Raw genomic sequence first — 14,475 nt, forward strand, 5'->3', positions numbered from 1 at the left:
CAGTACCTGCGGGTTGTGCGGGGCTAGTCGTCGCTGGTCAGTATCCGGCGCCGGGCACTGAGCAGCTCGACGTCCGGGCGGTAGGCCACGTGGTTCTCCACGGCGTCCAGCACCTCCACGACGTGGGCACGGTCCGCCGCGACCAGCCCTGCCCCCACGGCCGCGCGCCGGTGCAGCTCCTGATGGTCCACCTCCGCGATGGAGACGTCGAAGCGGCGCCGCACGTCCGCGAGGATGGGGCGCAGCACGGAGCGTTTCTCCTTCAGCGAGTGCACGTCCCCCAGCAGCAGGTCAAACTCAATCCAGCCGATCCACATGCCGGCATTCTCCCACGGCGCGGGTCCTACCTGACCTCGTAGCCGGCGTCGCGGATGGCCGCCTTGACGTCGGCGATGGCGTTGTCGGGACCGAAGTGGAAGATCGACGCGGCAAGGACGGCGTTCGCCCCGGCGGCCACGGCCGGCGGGAAGTGCTCGGGCGCGCCGGCGCCGCCGGAGGCGATGATCGGCACGTGCACGGCGGCGCGGACCAGGCGGATGAGCTCGAGGTCGAATCCTTCCTTGGTGCCGTCGGCGTCGATGGAATTGAGCAGGATCTCCCCCACCCCGCGGTCGGCGGCCTCCCGGGCCCACGCGATCGCGTCGATCCCGGTGCCTTCGCGGCCGCCGTGGGTGGTGACCTCAAAGCCCGACGCCGTGTGCCCGTTCCGGGTGCGGCGCGCGTCGAGGCTAAGCACCAGCACCTGGGAGCCGAAGCGGCGGGTGATCTCGTCGATGACGGCCGGCCGGGCCACGGCCGCGGTGTTGATGGAGGCTTTGTCCGCCCCGCAGCGCAGCAGCCGTTCGACGTCGGCCACCTCGCGGACTCCCCCGCCAACGGTCAGCGGAATGAACACCTGCTCGGCGGTCCGGGAGACCACGTCAAAGGTGGTTTCCCGGTTGCCCGAGGAGGCGGTGACGTCCAGGAACGTGAGTTCGTCGGCACCGGCGCGGTCATAGCGCCGGGCGAGCTCGACCGGATCGCCGGCGTCGCGCAGATCCTCAAACTTCACGCCCTTGACCACGCGCCCGGCGTCAACGTCCAGGCAGGGAATGACTCGAATGGCAACACTCATGGCGGTTTCCCTCAGCTTCCCTAGATCCGGCAGGCGTGGATGCTGCTGACCAGGATGGCGCGCGCGCCCAGCTCGTACAGCTCGTCCATGACGCGGTTGGTGTCCTTGGCGGAGACCATGGACCGCACGGCCACCCAGTCCGAGTCGCGCAGCGGCGAGACCGTCGGGGACTCCAGCCCCGGGGTCAGCGCGGTGGCCTGCTCCATCAGCGCCTTCGGCACGTCGTAGTCTAGGAGCACGTACTGCCGCGCCACCAGGACGCTGTGCAGGCGGCGAATGAGGACCTCCACCCCGGGCGGCGGGGTGACGCCGCGCCGGCCGATGAGCAGGGCCTCGGAATTCAAGATGGGCTCGCCAAAGATTTCCATCCCGGCGGCCTTAAGGGTGCTGCCGGTTTCGACGACGTCGGCAATCGCGTCCGCCACGCCCAGGCGCACGGAGGATTCGACGGCACCGTCGAGCCGGACCACTTTGGCCTTGATGCCCAGCTCGGCCAGGTATTCGCGCAGCAGGCCGTCATAGCTGGTGGCCAGGCGCTTGCCCTCGAGCTCGGCGGCCGTGGTGAAGTGCCCCACGGGACCGGCAAAGCGGAACGTGGAGACGGCGAAGCCCAGCGGCAGCAGTTCCTCGGCATCCACCTGGGCGTCCATCAACAGGTCGCGGCCGGTGATGCCGACGTCCAGGGTGCCGGCACCGACATAGACGGCGATGTCGCGGGGGCGCAGAAAGAAGAACTCGACATTGTTCTCGGGGTCCACCATGACCAGTTCGCGGGAGTCGCGGCGTTGGCGGTAGCCGGCCTCGGACAGCATGGCGGAGGCGGCTTCGGACAGGGATCCCTTGTTGGGGACGGCAACTCTTAGCATGGGAAAACTTTCAGATCGACTCAGGCGTTTGGTGGTGCGGGCGGTTGGTGCCGGCACCGTTTTAGGGCAATTGCGGCCACGACACGTGGCTACAGATGCTTGTAAACGTCCTGAAGGGTCAACCCCTTCGCGATCATCATGACCTGCAGGTGGTACAAGAGCTGGGAGATCTCCTCGGCGGCGGCCTCATCCGATTCATATTCGGCGGCCATCCACACCTCGGCGGCTTCCTCAACCACTTTCTTGCCGATGCCGTGAATGCCGGATTCGAGTTCGGTGACGGTTCGGGAGCCGGCGGGCCGGGCTGCGGCTTTCTCACTTAGCTCATCAAAAAGGGATTCGAATGTCTTCACAGTCTCCAGCCTACTTGCTCCGGCACCCGACCACGGATTTTGAGACGCGCGGTGACCGGCATTTGACCTTGTTTCCCAGTGTTTGCCGTCACACAGGTAGTCCCTCCCGCCGAGGTAGCCGGTCCGCACCGAAACCCGTCCACATGTGGGCGAGTCTCGAGGCGGACCGGCTACCTCGGCGAAACGGTGTTCAGCTTTGCGAAGCGAGGAGCATGGCCGTGGCAAGGGCCGCCGTCGCCGCTTCATGCCCCTTGTCCTCGATCGAGCCCGGCAGCCCGGCCCGGTCCAGGCCCTGCTGTTCGGTGTCACAGGTGAGCACGCCGAAGCCCACGGGGACGCCGGTGCGCACGGTCACCTCCGTCAGGCCCATGGTGGCGGCCTGGCAGACGTAGTCAAAGTGCGGTGTGCCGCCGCGGATCACCACGCCGAGTGCGACGACGGCGTCGTAGCGCGGTGCCAGCCGCGCCGCCGCGACGGGCAGCTCAAAGCAGCCCGGGACCCGGATGACGGTGGGGTTCTCGATCCCGGCGTCGGCGGCGCCGCGCAGGGCCCCGGCCAGCAGGCCGTCCATGATTTCCGTGTGCCAGCTGGCCGCGACGATGGCCAGCCTCAGCCCGGCGGCCTGCGCCAATTGGTCAGGGGAAAAGCCGATCGTGGGTGCTCCGTGGCCGCTCATGGGGTGGGTCCTTCCGTGGGGGTGCCGGTGTCGGCGGGGGTGGAATTGCTGCCGGGCGTGTGGGGGCGCACCTTCAGCGTGTGGTGCATGCGGTCGCGCTTGGTTTCCAGGTAGCGCCGGTTTTCGGCGCGGGCCGGTATCTCGGTGGGAACGGTCCGGGAGACGGTGATCCCGTGCCGGGAGAGGTCTTCTGATTTAAGCGGGTTGTTGCTCAGCAGCCGGATGCGGGTCAGGCCCAGCGAGTGCAGGATTCCGGCCGCGGCGGCGTAGTCCCGGCTGTCGACGGGCAGGCCCAGCTGTTCGTTGGCCTCGACCGTGTCGGCGCCGGCCTCCTGCAGGCTGTAGGCCCGCATCTTGTTCGCCAGCCCGATCCCGCGGCCCTCGTGGCCGCGCAGGTAGATCAAGGTTCCGCCCTGGCGTTGAATCAGCTCCAGCGCATACTCCAGCTGCTCCCCGCAGTCGCAGCGGTAGGACCCGAAGACATCGCCGGTCAGGCACTCCGAGTGCAGGCGGACCAGCGGATCCCCGCCCTGCCCGTTCAGGGCGCCGGGCGTCGGGGCGGAGACGCTGATGTGCTCGGCGCCCGTGGCCGCGTCAACCCAGGCCTGGGCCGCGAACACGCCGTACTGCGTGGGCAGTTGCACGACCGGGCCGCCGGCAACACCGAAGTCTTCCCCAGCTGTTGAGCCGAGCGTGATCGACGGCTCACTCATGCCGGCCTCCCACGCTCAGGCGGGCGGACGATCTGGGGGCAAGCGAGCCCTCCCGCGGCCCCGGGCGGTCCAGGTAGGCGACCAGGTCGGCGATGGAAATCAACACCAGGCCGTGGGCGTCGGCAAAGTCGCGAAGCCCGGCGAGCCGGACCATTTGGCCGGCGTCATCCACCACTTCGGCGATGATGGCGACGGGTTCGCAGCCGGCCAGCTTGCACAGTTCCACCGAGGCCTCGGTGTGCCCGGGCCGCTGCCGCACTCCCCCGGGGACGGCGCGCAGCGGGAACATGTGGCCGGGCCGGGTGATGGCGGCCGGCGTGGCGGCGGGGTCGGCCAGGACGGTGGCGGTCAGCGACCGGTCCGTGGCGCTGATGCCGGTGGACACGCCGTCGGCCGCATCACAGCTGACCGTGTACGCGGTGCCCTTCGCGTCCTGGTTGTGGGCCACCATGGGCGGCAGGTCCAGGGCGTCGGCGCGGTCGTGGTCCATGGGAACGCAGATGACCCCGGAGCTGTGCCGGATGGTGAAGCCCATCAGGGCCGGGGTGCTGTGCTGGGCGGCAAAGATGATGTCGCCCTCGTTTTCCCGGTGCTCGTCATCGACGACCAGCACGGCCGCGCCTTGGGCCATGGCCGCTATGGCCGTCTCGACGGGATCGAGCAGCGTCACCGGATCGCTAAGGGAACTCATGACCGGACTCCTTCCGTGGCCTCGGCGGCGGCCGGGACCGCAAATTGCAGCAACCGTTCGGCATATTTGGCGAGCACGTCCACTTCGAGGTTGACCTGGCCGCCCGGGACCTTCTCGCCCAAGCCCGTGTGGGCGAGGGTGACGGGGATGAGCCCCACCTCAAACCATTGCTGGTTCGCGTCCGGGGCGCTGACGGCCGTGACGGTCAGGGAGACGCCGTCGACGGCGATGGACCCCTTCTCGGCGATGTAGCGGGCCAGCCGCAGCGGCACGGCGAAGCGCAGCCGCTCCCAATTGCCCTGGTTTTCGCGTTCGAGCAGCTCGCCGACGCCGTCCACGTGGCCCTGGACGACGTGGCCGTCGAGGCGCCCGCCGGCCGGGACGCAGCGTTCGAGGTTGACCGCGGCGCCGGGCTGCAGCGCGCCGGTGGTGGTGCGTTGGAGGGTCTCGCCCATGACGTCGACCTCCACCGTGGTGCCGTCGATGCGCACGGCGGTCAGGCATACCCCGTTGACGGCGAGCGAGCCGCCCAGACCAAGCCCGTCGACCGTGTTGGCGGAGGTGGCGGTGTTGAGCACCAGCGTGGCGCTGTCGGAGTCCGGATGGTTGTCCAGGCGCACCACGGTTCCGCGGCCTTCGATGATTCCCGTAAACATCTCTTAGTGTCCTTCTGTGGTTGATGCGTGTGGTGCCGGCACCCGGGCCGGCATGAGGGTGAGCTTGAGGTCCGGACCCAGCCGCTCCACGGGCCCGGTGGTGGTGCCGTCCCATTCCCACTGCTGGGCCTGGGCCAGGGTGCCGATGCCCAGGTCGTTGAGCGCCGGAATGCCCGAACCCAGCAGCGTGGGGGCGAGGTAGACCACCAGTTCGTCCACCAGCCCGGCGGCCAGGAACGCGGCGCTGATCCGGGAGCCGCCCTCAATCATGAGGTGGCCCACGCCGCGTTCGTGCAATTCTTGGACGACGACGTTGGGGTCGTGGGTGTGCAGCTGCAAGAACCCCGGACCGCCCTGGTGGCGCACCGCGGCGTCCGCCGCCACGTCCCGCAGCCCCATGACGACGCGCAGCGGTTGGTGGGGCGCCTCGCTGCCGTCGGCGGCACGGGCCGTCAGCCGCGGGTTGTCGGCCACGATGGTTCCGGTGCCCACGATGATCGCGTCAACCCGTGCCCGCAGCGTGTGCGAGTCCTGGCGCGATTGCGGGGAGGTGATCCATTGGCTGGTGCCGTCGACGGCGGCGATCCGGCTGTCCACGGTTTGGGCCAGCCGGGCCGTCACAAAGGGACGGCCCGCCCGGACCGCCACGAACCATTGCCGGTTGAGGTCCGAGGCCTCCCGCGCCATGAGTCCGGAACGGACGGCGATGCCCTCCCGGCGCAGCCGGTCCGCTCCCCCGGCGGCATGGCCGTGCGGGTCATCGACGGCGTAGACCACGTTGCCGATGCCGGCGTCGATGATGGCCTGCGAACACGGCGCGGTGCGGCCCTGATGGTTGCACGGCTCCAGGGTGACGATGATGGTGGCAGCGGACAAGTCCCGCTTGACGCCCGTGCCCAGCAGTGTGGTGATGGCGTCGGCCTCAGCGTGGGCCGTGCCGGCCCCGCGGTGCCGGCCGATGGCCAACACGGTGCCGTCGGCGTCCAGGATGACGGCGCCGACCAGGGGGTTGGCTCCGCGCACGCCCTGGCGGGCCGCGGCCAGGGCCGTTTCCATGCCCAGCTGTTCCGCCTCACTGAAGGTTTCCGCTGCCGCCGGGCCGGCTTCAAAGCCGTCCCAGCCCGCAGATTCAGGACGCGATGCCGCCCTGTCGTCGGGACGGGCGCTCATGGGCGTGCCTCCGCTCGATGCCCGGATCGGTCCGGCACCGGGGTTGCCGGGCCGTCCGTCACCGTGGCACGGGCGCGGATCCGCCACCAGACAAAGAAGCCGAACAGCGTGAACGCCCCGTAGAAGATGTACATGAACGCCGACGCATAGTAGCCGGCACCCAAGAGCAGCGGCACCCCGACGAGGTCGACGGCCACCCAGATCAGCCAGAACTCGACCCAGCCCTTGGCCATGCCGTAGGTGGCCAGCAGCGAGCCCATGAAGATCCAGGCGTCGGCCCAGACGGGTTCGTACGAACCCAGGGCCCGGAAGAGGGGGGTCAGTGCGGCGGTGCCGGCCACCATGGCGAGCAGCAGCAGCCACCTTGCCTTGGCCCCGGCCCAGCGCGGCTGGACGGCGGCGCCCGCGGAGGCGCCGGCGTCGTCCGCCCCCAGGGCACCGGTGCGTCCCTGGTGCCAGCGGTGCCAGCCGTAGAAGGAGACGGCGATGAACATGATTTGGCGCCCGGCCTGGCCCAGCAGGTTGGCGTAGACGGGCGAGCCGAAGACGGAGCCCATGAAGACGGTGAAGAGCAGCGCGTTGCCGAGGATGCCGACCGGCCAGGCCCAGATTTTACGGCGCATGCCGCCGAGGGCGCTGGCGAGCCCAAAAAGATTGCCCAAGACTTCACGCCAGAGGAGGAATCCGCCGCCGGCGAATTCGAGCTTGGCATCAAAGAGCCATCGCAGGAAGTCCATCGTTACCTCTACCCTTTCGAACCGCGATGGCTCCGGGGGGTAACGTTCAGTGCGGGCGTCCGTGGGGTGCCGGCAGGCGATAACCGTCTGCGGCGCCCCGGCCGGACGGCCAGGACTGTTCGTGCTTCTCCCATCCAGACTTTAACTGTCGGTACTGGAATTTCACCAGATCAACCGTTCGCCTCCCTAGCTGTTTCCAGCCGGCAGGCGCACGGGTCGCGGACTATAACCGCCGGTTCGGAATTACACCGACCCCGGAGCACGTTGATATTTCTTGTGAAACCCACCATGGCGGGCTCCACTTTCATTATGACACTTCTGGCGGCGCACCGTTATTCGGGCTCAATTGTTACCAACAGTTACCAACGGTTGCCAACAGGCGCCGGGCAACCGGTCACCGGAAGGCGAGCTGTCCCTTGGCCCGCAGGGAGTCAATGGCCTCCGCCGGGGACGGCCTGCCGTAGACGGCGGAACCGGCCACAAACACGTTGGCGCCGGCCTCCGCGGCACGGGTGATGGTCTCCTCGGTGATGCCGCCGTCGACCTGGATGGCGACGTCGATGCCGGAACCGTCGATGGCCGCCCGGGCGCGGCGGATCTTGGGCAGCATCACATCAAGGAAGGACTGGCCGCCAAATCCGGGCTCCACCGTCATGATCAGCAGCATGTCCAGCTCACTGAGCAGGTCCAGGTAGGGCTCCACCGCGGTGGCCGGCCGCAACGCCATGCCGGCCTTGGCCCCGCGGGCCCGCAGCTCCCTGGCAAGCTTGATCGGTGCCGCGGATGCTTCAACATGGAAGGTCACCGATGCCAGCCCCGCGTCGGCATACAGCGGCGCCCAGCGGTCGACGTCGGCGATCATCAGGTGGGCGTCCAGCGGCACGGCACTGACCTTTTGCAGCCGTTCCACCACGGGCAGCCCGATGGTCAGGTTCGGCACAAAGTGGTTGTCCATGACGTCCACGTGCACGGCGTCGGCGTTGCCGATGCGCGCCAGCTCGGCCTCCAGGTTGACGAAATCGGCGGAGAGGATGCTGGGGTTGATGCAGCACTTCAGCGGGGGGCGGGTCATGGGGAGGCCTTTCGAGTCGTGGGGGTCGGCGCTTGCGGTCAGCGCTGGGTGGTCAGCGCTTGCGGATGAGCGCCAGGAACATGGCGTCGGTGTGGTGCACGTGCGGCCACAGCTGGGCCGTCATCCGGTGCGTGGGCACCGGGGAGGCCGTATTCCCGGCGCCCAGCCCGCCGGTGAGGCTGACGGCGTCGAGGGCGGCACCGGCGTCGAGCAGTTCCAGGTCGTCGCGCTTGCGCAGGACGTCCTCGACGACGGCAAGGGTCTCTGCCGGGTGCGGGGAACAGGTCACGTAGGCCACGACGCCGCCGGACTTGACGGCCGCCAGGGCGGAGTTGAGCAGTTCGCGCTGCAGCGGCCCCAGCGCGGTGACATCGGAGAGCTGGCGGCGCCACCGCGACTCCGGGCGGCGGCGCAGGGCGCCCAGGCCGGTACAGGGGGCGTCGACCAGGATCCGGTCGAAGGATGCGGGGACGTCCGTGCCGACGTCTCGGCCGTCGCCGGTGCGGACCTGCCACGTGTCCTCGGGAACCACGGCCATGGCCTGGGCCACCAGCTTGGCACGATGCGGGGTGGGCTCGTTGGCCAGGATCCAGGCGCCCTTCTCCGCGGCGAGGGCGGCCAGCAGCGCGGCCTTGCCGCCGGGGCCGGCACACAGGTCAAGCCAGCGTTCCTCGCCCCCGGCCAGTTCGGAGGTGATCTCGGCGGCCGCCAGCGCCCGGGCAACGAGTTGGGACCCGACGTCCTGGACGCGAACGGTACCCGCCCGGACCCCGGCCAGCCGGCCCGGATCGCCGCCGGAGGAGAGCGCGGAATCAACCGCGAGCTCCCCGGCCGTGAAACCGGCGTCGAACGCCTCCGCCAGATCGCCCAGGCCCGGCAGCGCCACGAGATTCACGACCGGGGCGGCATTGTCCGCCTCCAGCAACGCGGTGATCTCGGCGGCGTCGCGGCCGTGTGCGACGAGGGACTGGCGCAGGGCGCGGACGATCCATTCCGGGTGGGCGTGCTCCAGGGAGGCGACGGTGACGTCGTCGGTGAGCCCGTCCGTCAGCTCGGCCAGCCAGCCGGGCAGCTCGCGGACCGAAACCTTGCGCAGGACCGCGTTGATGAGGGCGGACGGGCCGGCCCCGATGACGGCCCGGGCCAGGCCCACCGTCTGGTCGAGGGCGGCATGGGCGGGGACGCGCATGCCAAGGAGCTGGTGAACTCCGATGCGCAGGGCGTCCAGGATGGCGGGGTCCAGCTCGCCCAGCGGCCGGTCCACGCAGCGGGCCAGGATGGCGTCGTAGGTGCCCTGGGCCCGCAACGCGCCGTAGGCCAGTTCCGTGGCGAAGCCGGCGTCGCGGCGATCCAGGTGGTGGTGGCGGATGCGTGCGGGCAGCACCAGGTTGGCGTACGCATCCTCCCCGGAGACGGCCCGGAGCACCTCAAAGGCCACCAGGCGGGCGGGATCGGCGGCACGGGTCCGCTGGCCCGGGGCGGCCGCGGTATGTGAGCGGGCGGCGCTTCGATTCCTTTCCCGCCCGGCCGCGTCACGGCGCCGGACCCCGCCGGGATGCCCGGCGTTCCCGGACGTGCCGGGGCCTGATTTGCCGGAGCCTAAATTGCCGGGGCCGGAATTGCCGCCCGAACGCCCGCCTTGCTCGCTGGTCATTCAAACACCGCATCTTCCTTGTTCGCCAGGCCTCGGGCCCAGTCGCTTGCCTTCATGATCTTCTTGCCGGCCGGTTGCACCTGGTCCAGCTCCACCGCGTGGGACCCGGTGCCCGCCAGGACGACCCGGGCATCGAGACGGATCCGGCCGGGGGCGAGGTCGCCGACGTCGGGGCGCAGCCGGACCGGTCCCAGCTTGACGCGCTGGCCGGCCAGCATGGTCCAGGCGCCCGGCTCGGTGGTGACGCCGCGGATGCGCCGATTGACGGCCAACGCCGGTTCCTGCCACCGCACCCGGCCGTCCTCGAGCGTGAGTTTGGGGGCCAGCGAGACGACGCCATGCTGTTCGACGCCGGTCACGGCCCCCGCCGCCAGCCCGCCGAGGGTTTGGGCGAGCAGGACGGCACCGCTGTGCGACAACCGTTCCAGGAGGTCGGCGCTGGTGTCGGTGGGACGGACGGCCTCGGTCATGCTGCCATAGATGGGGCCCGTGTCCAGCCCCTTCTCCAGCATGAACGTGGAGGCGCCGGTGACTTCATCGCCATTGATCACGGCATATTGCACGGGGGCGGCGCCGCGCCAGGCCGGCAGCAGCGAAAAGTGCAGGTTGATCCAGCCATGCGTCGGGATGGCCAGCGCGGATTCCGGAATCAGGGCACCGTACGCCACGATCGCGGCCACGTCGGGGGCCGCCTCGGCAATGGCCAAGGCGGCGGCGTCGTCAATGCGGCCGGCCTTGATGACCGGCAGGCCCAGGTCCTGGGCCCGGGCGGCCACCGGCGACGGCGTCAGGACCCGTTTGCGGCCAAGCGGCGCGTCGGGACGGGTCAGGACGGTCACGACGTCGTGACCGGCCGCCAGCAGGGCCTCGAGGGAGGGCAGGGCGACGGCGGGCGTGCCGGCAAAAAGGACCCTCATCGCCCGATGCCCGCACCAAAGGCCGAACCGACGGTGCGGGCCCGTTTGGAGAGGGTCTGGGCGGTCACGTTGTGATAGTTGGCGGTGCGAATGGCCCGCAGGGCGTTCTTGCGGTCCTCGCCGTCGAGCCGGTCCACGTACAGCTTCCCGTCCAGGTGGTCGGTCTCGTGCTGGAAGCACTTGGCGAGCTGGCCGGTTGCCTCCAGGTCCACCGCTTCCCCGTTGCGGTCGACGCCGGTCAGGCGGACCCAGCGGTGGCGGCGGACGGGGTAACCCAGGCCGGGGACGGAGAGGCAGCCCTCGGGCTGGTCGGGCGCGAAGTCGTCGCTTGCCACGATCACCGGGTTGATGACATGGCCCTCACGGCCGTCGACGGCGTAGGTGAAGATGCGCTTGTTGACCCCGACCTGTGGGGCGGCCAGGCCCGCTCCCCCGACGTCGACCATGGTTTCCATCATGTCCACGATGAGCTTGGCCAGCTCCGGGCCAAAGTCGGTGACCTCCTCGGCGACTGTTCGAAGGACGGGGTCACCAATGATGCGAATGCTGAGGATGGCCATGGGTGGGCACCTTGTCTTTGATGTTGTTGCCGACGTTGCCGGCCGCCGGACTGCTATTCCCCTAGTCTAGTTGGCGATTCCCGGGGTGCCGGCGGGGCGATGGGCAGCAATGGCTGGCCGGCTTCGGCCGCCTCACGCGATGTCTGCCAGACGCGGCGCAGGGAACAAAACTTGAACCAGTTGGCCTTCAGCACGGCCGGGTTGGCGCGAAGGGTCCGCACCTCGGTCTCACCGATGGCGACGCCCAGAAGCACGGGGTCCTGGCCGTATTTCCACGCTTCCCACGTGCCGGCGGCCTCGTCGACAATCGATTCCTCGGCCTTCATGCCGGCCACCAATTGCATGACCACCTTGGCGTCGAGGTTCTTGACCTGGCCATTGCGGTCCGTCCCCTTGGTCTTGAAGTCGATGACGCACAGCTTCCCGCCGATCGTGGCAACCAGGTCCAGGGTGCCGGCATACCCCAGGGTCTCGTTCCAGACGGTGATCTCCGGCGCCAGCGGCTTGACCTGGTATTCCTTCCACCAGGCATCGAAGCGGACCGCAAAATTCTCTTCGCCCTTTTCCGCCAGGGCCGCCCGGGCCTCCAGCAGGTGATCGGGCCGGCCAAGGGCGTGGAGGGAGACTTGTTCACAGTAGTAGTGGACGCGGTCACCGCGGGCCGCCGCGGCGTCGCGGTATTGCCCGGCGGCGTTGGAGCTGTCCCGCACCACGGTGCGCAGCTGGCCGGGGTTGCCGACGGCCGCGCCGAGGTCGGGGTGCGCGGCCACGGCGGTGGCGGCCATGTAGCCGATCCAGCCGTCCAGGGACGTCGATTGCTGCGCGATCACCGTGGTGATCGAGGGAACCCGCGGCGGATCGGTAAGTGACCGCGCGTACATGCGCCCGAGTTCTGTGCTGTGTGCCAATGCTGGTGCCGTCATAAGTCCACTATTTCATTAGCCGCCGACACTTCGCAGCCGGGGCCCCGGACGGTGTGGATAAGTGGGCCGCGGCCGGGTGCGTGCGTCCCCGGGAATACAAAAAGCCCCCGCGACGGCGCGTTTCCGCGGCTCGGGAGGACTTCTTGCGAACGTGGGCGATACTGGGTTCGAACCAGTGACCTCTTCGGTGTGAACGAAGCGCGCTACCACTGCGCCAATCGCCCAAAGCCGGCGTCCCATGTCCCAGTCCGGAACTAGCCGCCGTCTTTGTTGCGTTCAACAGACTAGCCCAAACTTGCCGTTCGTCATAATCCACCCGACCGGACCTTCGATGTGACACACGCCGCACCGCACATTCCGGTGAAACGCCCTAGGGCGCGGCCAATTCCAGGCCCTAGTCACACGCTTGTAATTCGAATGCGGATGCAAAATCCGCACCCTTAGCTTCGATCCGGCCGGCCTCCCGCGGCGACACCCCGCCGGGACCAACCGCGATTTGGTGTTTGAGAAAACCCTCGGGTACAGTTTTCAACGCAGCAACACGGTCCGCCGGGGACACACCGGCGGAACATGTTACTTTTGCGGATGTGGCTCAGTGGTAGAGCATCACCTTGCCAAGGTGAGGGTCGCGAGTTCGAATCTCGTCATCCGCTCGCAGGACACCGTAAGTACTTACGGTGGGGTGGCCGAGAGGCGAGGCAACGGCCTGCAAAGCCGTGTACACGGGTTCGAATCCCGTTCCCACCTCCACAACGGCAACACTCCGGGAGTGTTTCCGGGCATGAGAGTTTGACGAATGCTTGGGCGATTGGCGCAGCGGTAGCGCGCTTCCCTGACACGGAAGAGGTCACTGGTTCGATCCCAGTATCGCCCACCAAGGAACTCGCAAGAGTTCGTTGATCTGATGAAAATCAGGTAAAGTAATACAGCAGCAACCTGCGGATGTGGCTCAGTGGTAGAGCATCACCTTGCCAAGGTGAGGGTCGCGAGTTCGAATCTCGTCATCCGCTCGCAGTTAGCATGGAACTGCCGGGATCCCAGGATTCCGGCAGTTTTGTATGGATCCACTTGTATGGATTCACTTGTATGGATTCTGCAATGAGCTTGGGCGATTGGCGCAGCGGTAGCGCGCTTCCCTGACACGGAAGAGGTCACTGGTTCGATCCCAGTATCGCCCACCACCAAAACGCACGACGGCGACGCAAACCTTGCGTCGCCGTCGTGCGTTTAAGCCTATTGCCCATAAGCGGCGTGCGTTGAAGCCGTGCCGGCACCCAGCTAATGCACCAGCTTCAGCCCGACGATGCATGAAATCAGGCCGAGCAGCAGCAGGATCTTCAGCACCGAGACGGCCTCGGCTCCCGTGGCCATGGCGTAGCCGACCGTGAGGGTCGCGCCGATGCCGACCCACACCGCGTAGGACGTGCCGACGGGCAGCGTGCGCATGGCCCACGCCAGGCCGGCCATGCTCAGGATGAGGGCCGCCGCGAACACAATGGTGGGGCCGAGCCGGCTCAGGCCTTCGCTCTTGCCCAACGCGGTGGCCCAGACGGCCTCCAACAGGCCCGAGACAACCAAGACAAACCACGACACAACGATCACTCCAAGGCGCCGTCTTGTCGCTGGCCGGGTACGGCGCACCTCGTCCGGGTGCCTGCTGGCTGCCCCCAATTTTGGCACATCCCGGCCCCGGCACGCCAACCCGCCGTTGACCTGGCAGCACCCGCGGGTGACCGGGCCCGGCACGCCAGTCCGCCGTTGGCCTGGCAGCACCCGTGGGTGCGTCCACGCCACAAAAGACAGTCCCGACCGGGCAATCCACACCGTGCGAACTCCCACGTAGTTTTCATTGACAAGCCAGTGTCTGTCACTAGGCTGAAGGGAGTTGGGGCGCCAATGGCCCCTTGAGGGAAGGGAGGTGCCCATTGTCTATTTTTGACGACATCAAGGGCAAGGCCGAGGAACTGATCGGTGAGCACCGGGACCAGGTCAAGGACGGCATCGAGAAGGCTGGCGACTTTGTCGACAGCAAGACCGGTGACAAGTTCACGGACCGGATTGACGGCGTCCAGAAGGCTGCTTCAGACTTTGTGGACGGCACCGGCCGGTAGGTCTGCTTTTCGCCCCTGAAAAGGCGTCAAAGAGGGCGTCGGTCCCGTCGAGAGACGGTACCGACGCCTTCCGCCCTTAACGGGCGCCGGCGGGGACGTGCCACCCGGTGATTCCAAGCGGACGAGCTAGACGATATGAGGTGGGGGTGGTTTGGGTTTGCTGCCCGTCCGGGGAGGCCATTGTCGCCGGGCGGTCCCGTGGCGCCGGCTTGATCATGGCGGGTGTCCGTCGTGTTGGAGGCGGCCCCGCGGGGCCTATGGC

17 protein-coding genes, 6 tRNA genes and 2 riboswitches are annotated in these 14,475 nt (G+C 68.3%); of the genes, 6 read left to right on the top strand and 17 right to left on the bottom strand.

Annotated elements, in window-relative coordinates:
- Positions 1–23: 23 nt before the first annotated feature.
- The 16 genes from AB4Y80_RS14780 to AB4Y80_RS14855 form a co-directional block, all read right to left on the bottom strand.
- Positions 24–317 carry a DUF503 domain-containing protein gene (locus AB4Y80_RS14780; protein WP_442215108.1) on the bottom strand — a complete coding sequence of 98 codons (294 nt, stop codon included), beginning with the start codon at positions 315–317 and terminating at the stop codon, positions 24–26.
- Between the two features lie 26 nt (positions 318–343).
- Entirely contained in the window at positions 344–1,114 is a 771-nt protein-coding gene (gene hisF, locus AB4Y80_RS14785) for an imidazole glycerol phosphate synthase subunit HisF (protein WP_442215109.1), read from the bottom strand.
- Between the two features lie 20 nt (positions 1,115–1,134).
- Positions 1,135–1,980 carry an ATP phosphoribosyltransferase gene (gene hisG, locus AB4Y80_RS14790; RefSeq protein WP_442215110.1) on the bottom strand — a complete coding sequence of 282 codons (846 nt, stop codon included), beginning with the start codon at positions 1,978–1,980 and terminating at the stop codon, positions 1,135–1,137.
- Between the two features lie 89 nt (positions 1,981–2,069).
- Positions 2,070–2,333 (bottom strand): phosphoribosyl-ATP diphosphatase, encoded by a 264-nt coding sequence (locus AB4Y80_RS14795; protein WP_442215111.1) that lies wholly within the window; start codon positions 2,331–2,333, stop codon positions 2,070–2,072.
- A gap of 190 nt (positions 2,334–2,523) precedes the next feature.
- Positions 2,524–3,009, bottom strand: coding sequence for a 6,7-dimethyl-8-ribityllumazine synthase (gene ribH, locus AB4Y80_RS14800; protein ID WP_442215112.1), 486 nt, complete (start codon positions 3,007–3,009; stop codon positions 2,524–2,526).
- Positions 3,006–3,722 (bottom strand): GTP cyclohydrolase II, encoded by a 717-nt coding sequence (gene ribA / locus AB4Y80_RS14805; protein WP_442215113.1) that lies wholly within the window; start codon positions 3,720–3,722, stop codon positions 3,006–3,008. The genes ribH and ribA overlap by 4 nt, the downstream gene beginning before the upstream one ends.
- Entirely contained in the window at positions 3,715–4,413 is a 699-nt protein-coding gene (gene ribB / locus AB4Y80_RS14810; RefSeq protein WP_442215114.1) for a 3,4-dihydroxy-2-butanone-4-phosphate synthase, read from the bottom strand. Before ribB ends, ribA begins: the two co-directional genes overlap by 8 nt.
- Positions 4,410–5,069, bottom strand: coding sequence for a riboflavin synthase (locus tag AB4Y80_RS14815; RefSeq protein ID WP_442215115.1), 660 nt, complete (start codon positions 5,067–5,069; stop codon positions 4,410–4,412). The genes ribB and AB4Y80_RS14815 overlap by 4 nt, the downstream gene beginning before the upstream one ends.
- A 3-nt stretch (positions 5,070–5,072) precedes the next feature.
- Positions 5,073–6,239: a bifunctional diaminohydroxyphosphoribosylaminopyrimidine deaminase/5-amino-6-(5-phosphoribosylamino)uracil reductase RibD gene (ribD, locus tag AB4Y80_RS14820; protein WP_442215116.1), complete on the bottom strand. Its 1,167-nt coding sequence runs from the start codon at positions 6,237–6,239 to the stop codon at positions 5,073–5,075.
- On the bottom strand, positions 6,236–6,976 hold the full coding sequence (gene pnuC, locus AB4Y80_RS14825; RefSeq protein ID WP_442215117.1) for a nicotinamide riboside transporter PnuC: 741 nt from the start codon (positions 6,974–6,976) through the stop codon (positions 6,236–6,238). Before pnuC ends, ribD begins: the two co-directional genes overlap by 4 nt.
- Before the next feature lie 118 nt (positions 6,977–7,094).
- Positions 7,095–7,242: riboswitch (FMN riboswitch) on the bottom strand.
- A 128-nt stretch (positions 7,243–7,370) separates the two neighbouring features.
- Complete coding sequence (gene rpe, locus AB4Y80_RS14830; RefSeq protein WP_442215118.1) at positions 7,371–8,048, bottom strand: ribulose-phosphate 3-epimerase; 678 nt, start codon at positions 8,046–8,048, stop codon at positions 7,371–7,373.
- 52 nt (positions 8,049–8,100) lie between these two features.
- Positions 8,101–9,702, bottom strand: coding sequence for an RsmB/NOP family class I SAM-dependent RNA methyltransferase (locus tag AB4Y80_RS14835; RefSeq protein ID WP_442215119.1), 1,602 nt, complete (start codon positions 9,700–9,702; stop codon positions 8,101–8,103).
- Positions 9,699–10,619 (bottom strand): methionyl-tRNA formyltransferase, encoded by a 921-nt coding sequence (fmt, locus tag AB4Y80_RS14840; protein ID WP_442215120.1) that lies wholly within the window; start codon positions 10,617–10,619, stop codon positions 9,699–9,701. The genes AB4Y80_RS14835 and fmt overlap by 4 nt, the downstream gene beginning before the upstream one ends.
- Positions 10,616–11,179 (bottom strand): peptide deformylase, encoded by a 564-nt coding sequence (gene def, locus AB4Y80_RS14845; protein ID WP_442215121.1) that lies wholly within the window; start codon positions 11,177–11,179, stop codon positions 10,616–10,618. Before def ends, fmt begins: the two co-directional genes overlap by 4 nt.
- Before the next feature lie 53 nt (positions 11,180–11,232).
- The gene (locus AB4Y80_RS14850; protein ID WP_442215122.1) at positions 11,233–12,102 is read right to left on the bottom strand and encodes a cytochrome; all 870 of its coding nucleotides are present in this window, start codon (positions 12,100–12,102) and stop codon (positions 11,233–11,235) included.
- Positions 12,103–12,254: 152 nt separating this feature from the next.
- Positions 12,255–12,326: transfer RNA gene (locus AB4Y80_RS14855), tRNA-Val, on the bottom strand.
- A 357-nt stretch (positions 12,327–12,683) separates the two neighbouring features.
- Here AB4Y80_RS14855 and AB4Y80_RS14860 point away from each other — a divergent pair.
- The 5 genes from AB4Y80_RS14860 to AB4Y80_RS14880 all read left to right on the top strand — a co-directional run bounded on the left by AB4Y80_RS14860 (position 12,684) and on the right by AB4Y80_RS14880 (position 13,283).
- A tRNA-Gly gene (locus AB4Y80_RS14860) sits at positions 12,684–12,755 on the top strand.
- A gap of 23 nt (positions 12,756–12,778) precedes the next feature.
- A tRNA-Cys gene (locus tag AB4Y80_RS14865) sits at positions 12,779–12,852 on the top strand.
- Positions 12,853–12,904: 52 nt separating this feature from the next.
- Positions 12,905–12,979, top strand: a tRNA-Val gene (locus AB4Y80_RS14870).
- 61 nt (positions 12,980–13,040) lie between these two features.
- A tRNA-Gly gene (locus tag AB4Y80_RS14875) sits at positions 13,041–13,112 on the top strand.
- Positions 13,113–13,208: 96 nt separating this feature from the next.
- Positions 13,209–13,283 (top strand) — tRNA-Val (locus AB4Y80_RS14880).
- 97 nt (positions 13,284–13,380) lie between these two features.
- Here AB4Y80_RS14880 and AB4Y80_RS14885 read toward each other — a convergent pair.
- Complete coding sequence (locus tag AB4Y80_RS14885; protein ID WP_442215123.1) at positions 13,381–13,695, bottom strand: DMT family transporter; 315 nt, start codon at positions 13,693–13,695, stop codon at positions 13,381–13,383.
- Between the two features lie 12 nt (positions 13,696–13,707).
- Positions 13,708–13,769, bottom strand: a riboswitch (guanidine-III (ykkC-III) riboswitch).
- Positions 13,770–14,027: 258 nt separating this feature from the next.
- Here AB4Y80_RS14885 and AB4Y80_RS14890 point away from each other — a divergent pair.
- Positions 14,028–14,213 (top strand): antitoxin, encoded by a 186-nt coding sequence (locus AB4Y80_RS14890; protein WP_442215124.1) that lies wholly within the window; start codon positions 14,028–14,030, stop codon positions 14,211–14,213.
- Positions 14,214–14,475: the final 262 nt, after the last annotated feature.

Source organism: Specibacter sp. RAF43 (assembly GCF_052114065.1).
Classification (GTDB): domain Bacteria; phylum Actinomycetota; class Actinomycetes; order Actinomycetales; family Micrococcaceae; genus Specibacter.

Coding starts and splice junctions, on each gene's coding strand:
- AB4Y80_RS14780 (WP_442215108.1), bottom strand. CDS start 317: ATGTGGATCGGCTGGATTGAGTTTGACCTGCTGCTGGGGGACGTGCAC.
- hisF (WP_442215109.1), bottom strand. CDS start 1,114: ATGAGTGTTGCCATTCGAGTCATTCCCTGCCTGGACGTTGACGCCGGG.
- hisG (WP_442215110.1), bottom strand. CDS start 1,980: ATGCTAAGAGTTGCCGTCCCCAACAAGGGATCCCTGTCCGAAGCCGCC.
- ribH (WP_442215112.1), bottom strand. CDS start 3,009: ATGAGCGGCCACGGAGCACCCACGATCGGCTTTTCCCCTGACCAATTG.
- ribA (WP_442215113.1), bottom strand. CDS start 3,722: ATGAGTGAGCCGTCGATCACGCTCGGCTCAACAGCTGGGGAAGACTTC.
- ribB (WP_442215114.1), bottom strand. CDS start 4,413: ATGAGTTCCCTTAGCGATCCGGTGACGCTGCTCGATCCCGTCGAGACG.
- AB4Y80_RS14815 (WP_442215115.1), bottom strand. CDS start 5,069: ATGTTTACGGGAATCATCGAAGGCCGCGGAACCGTGGTGCGCCTGGAC.
- ribD (WP_442215116.1), bottom strand. CDS start 6,239: ATGAGCGCCCGTCCCGACGACAGGGCGGCATCGCGTCCTGAATCTGCG.
- pnuC (WP_442215117.1), bottom strand. CDS start 6,976: ATGGACTTCCTGCGATGGCTCTTTGATGCCAAGCTCGAATTCGCCGGC.
- rpe (WP_442215118.1), bottom strand. CDS start 8,048: ATGACCCGCCCCCCGCTGAAGTGCTGCATCAACCCCAGCATCCTCTCC.
- AB4Y80_RS14835 (WP_442215119.1), bottom strand. CDS start 9,702: ATGACCAGCGAGCAAGGCGGGCGTTCGGGCGGCAATTCCGGCCCCGGC.
- fmt (WP_442215120.1), bottom strand. CDS start 10,619: ATGAGGGTCCTTTTTGCCGGCACGCCCGCCGTCGCCCTGCCCTCCCTC.
- def (WP_442215121.1), bottom strand. CDS start 11,179: ATGGCCATCCTCAGCATTCGCATCATTGGTGACCCCGTCCTTCGAACA.
- AB4Y80_RS14850 (WP_442215122.1), bottom strand. CDS start 12,102: ATGACGGCACCAGCATTGGCACACAGCACAGAACTCGGGCGCATGTAC.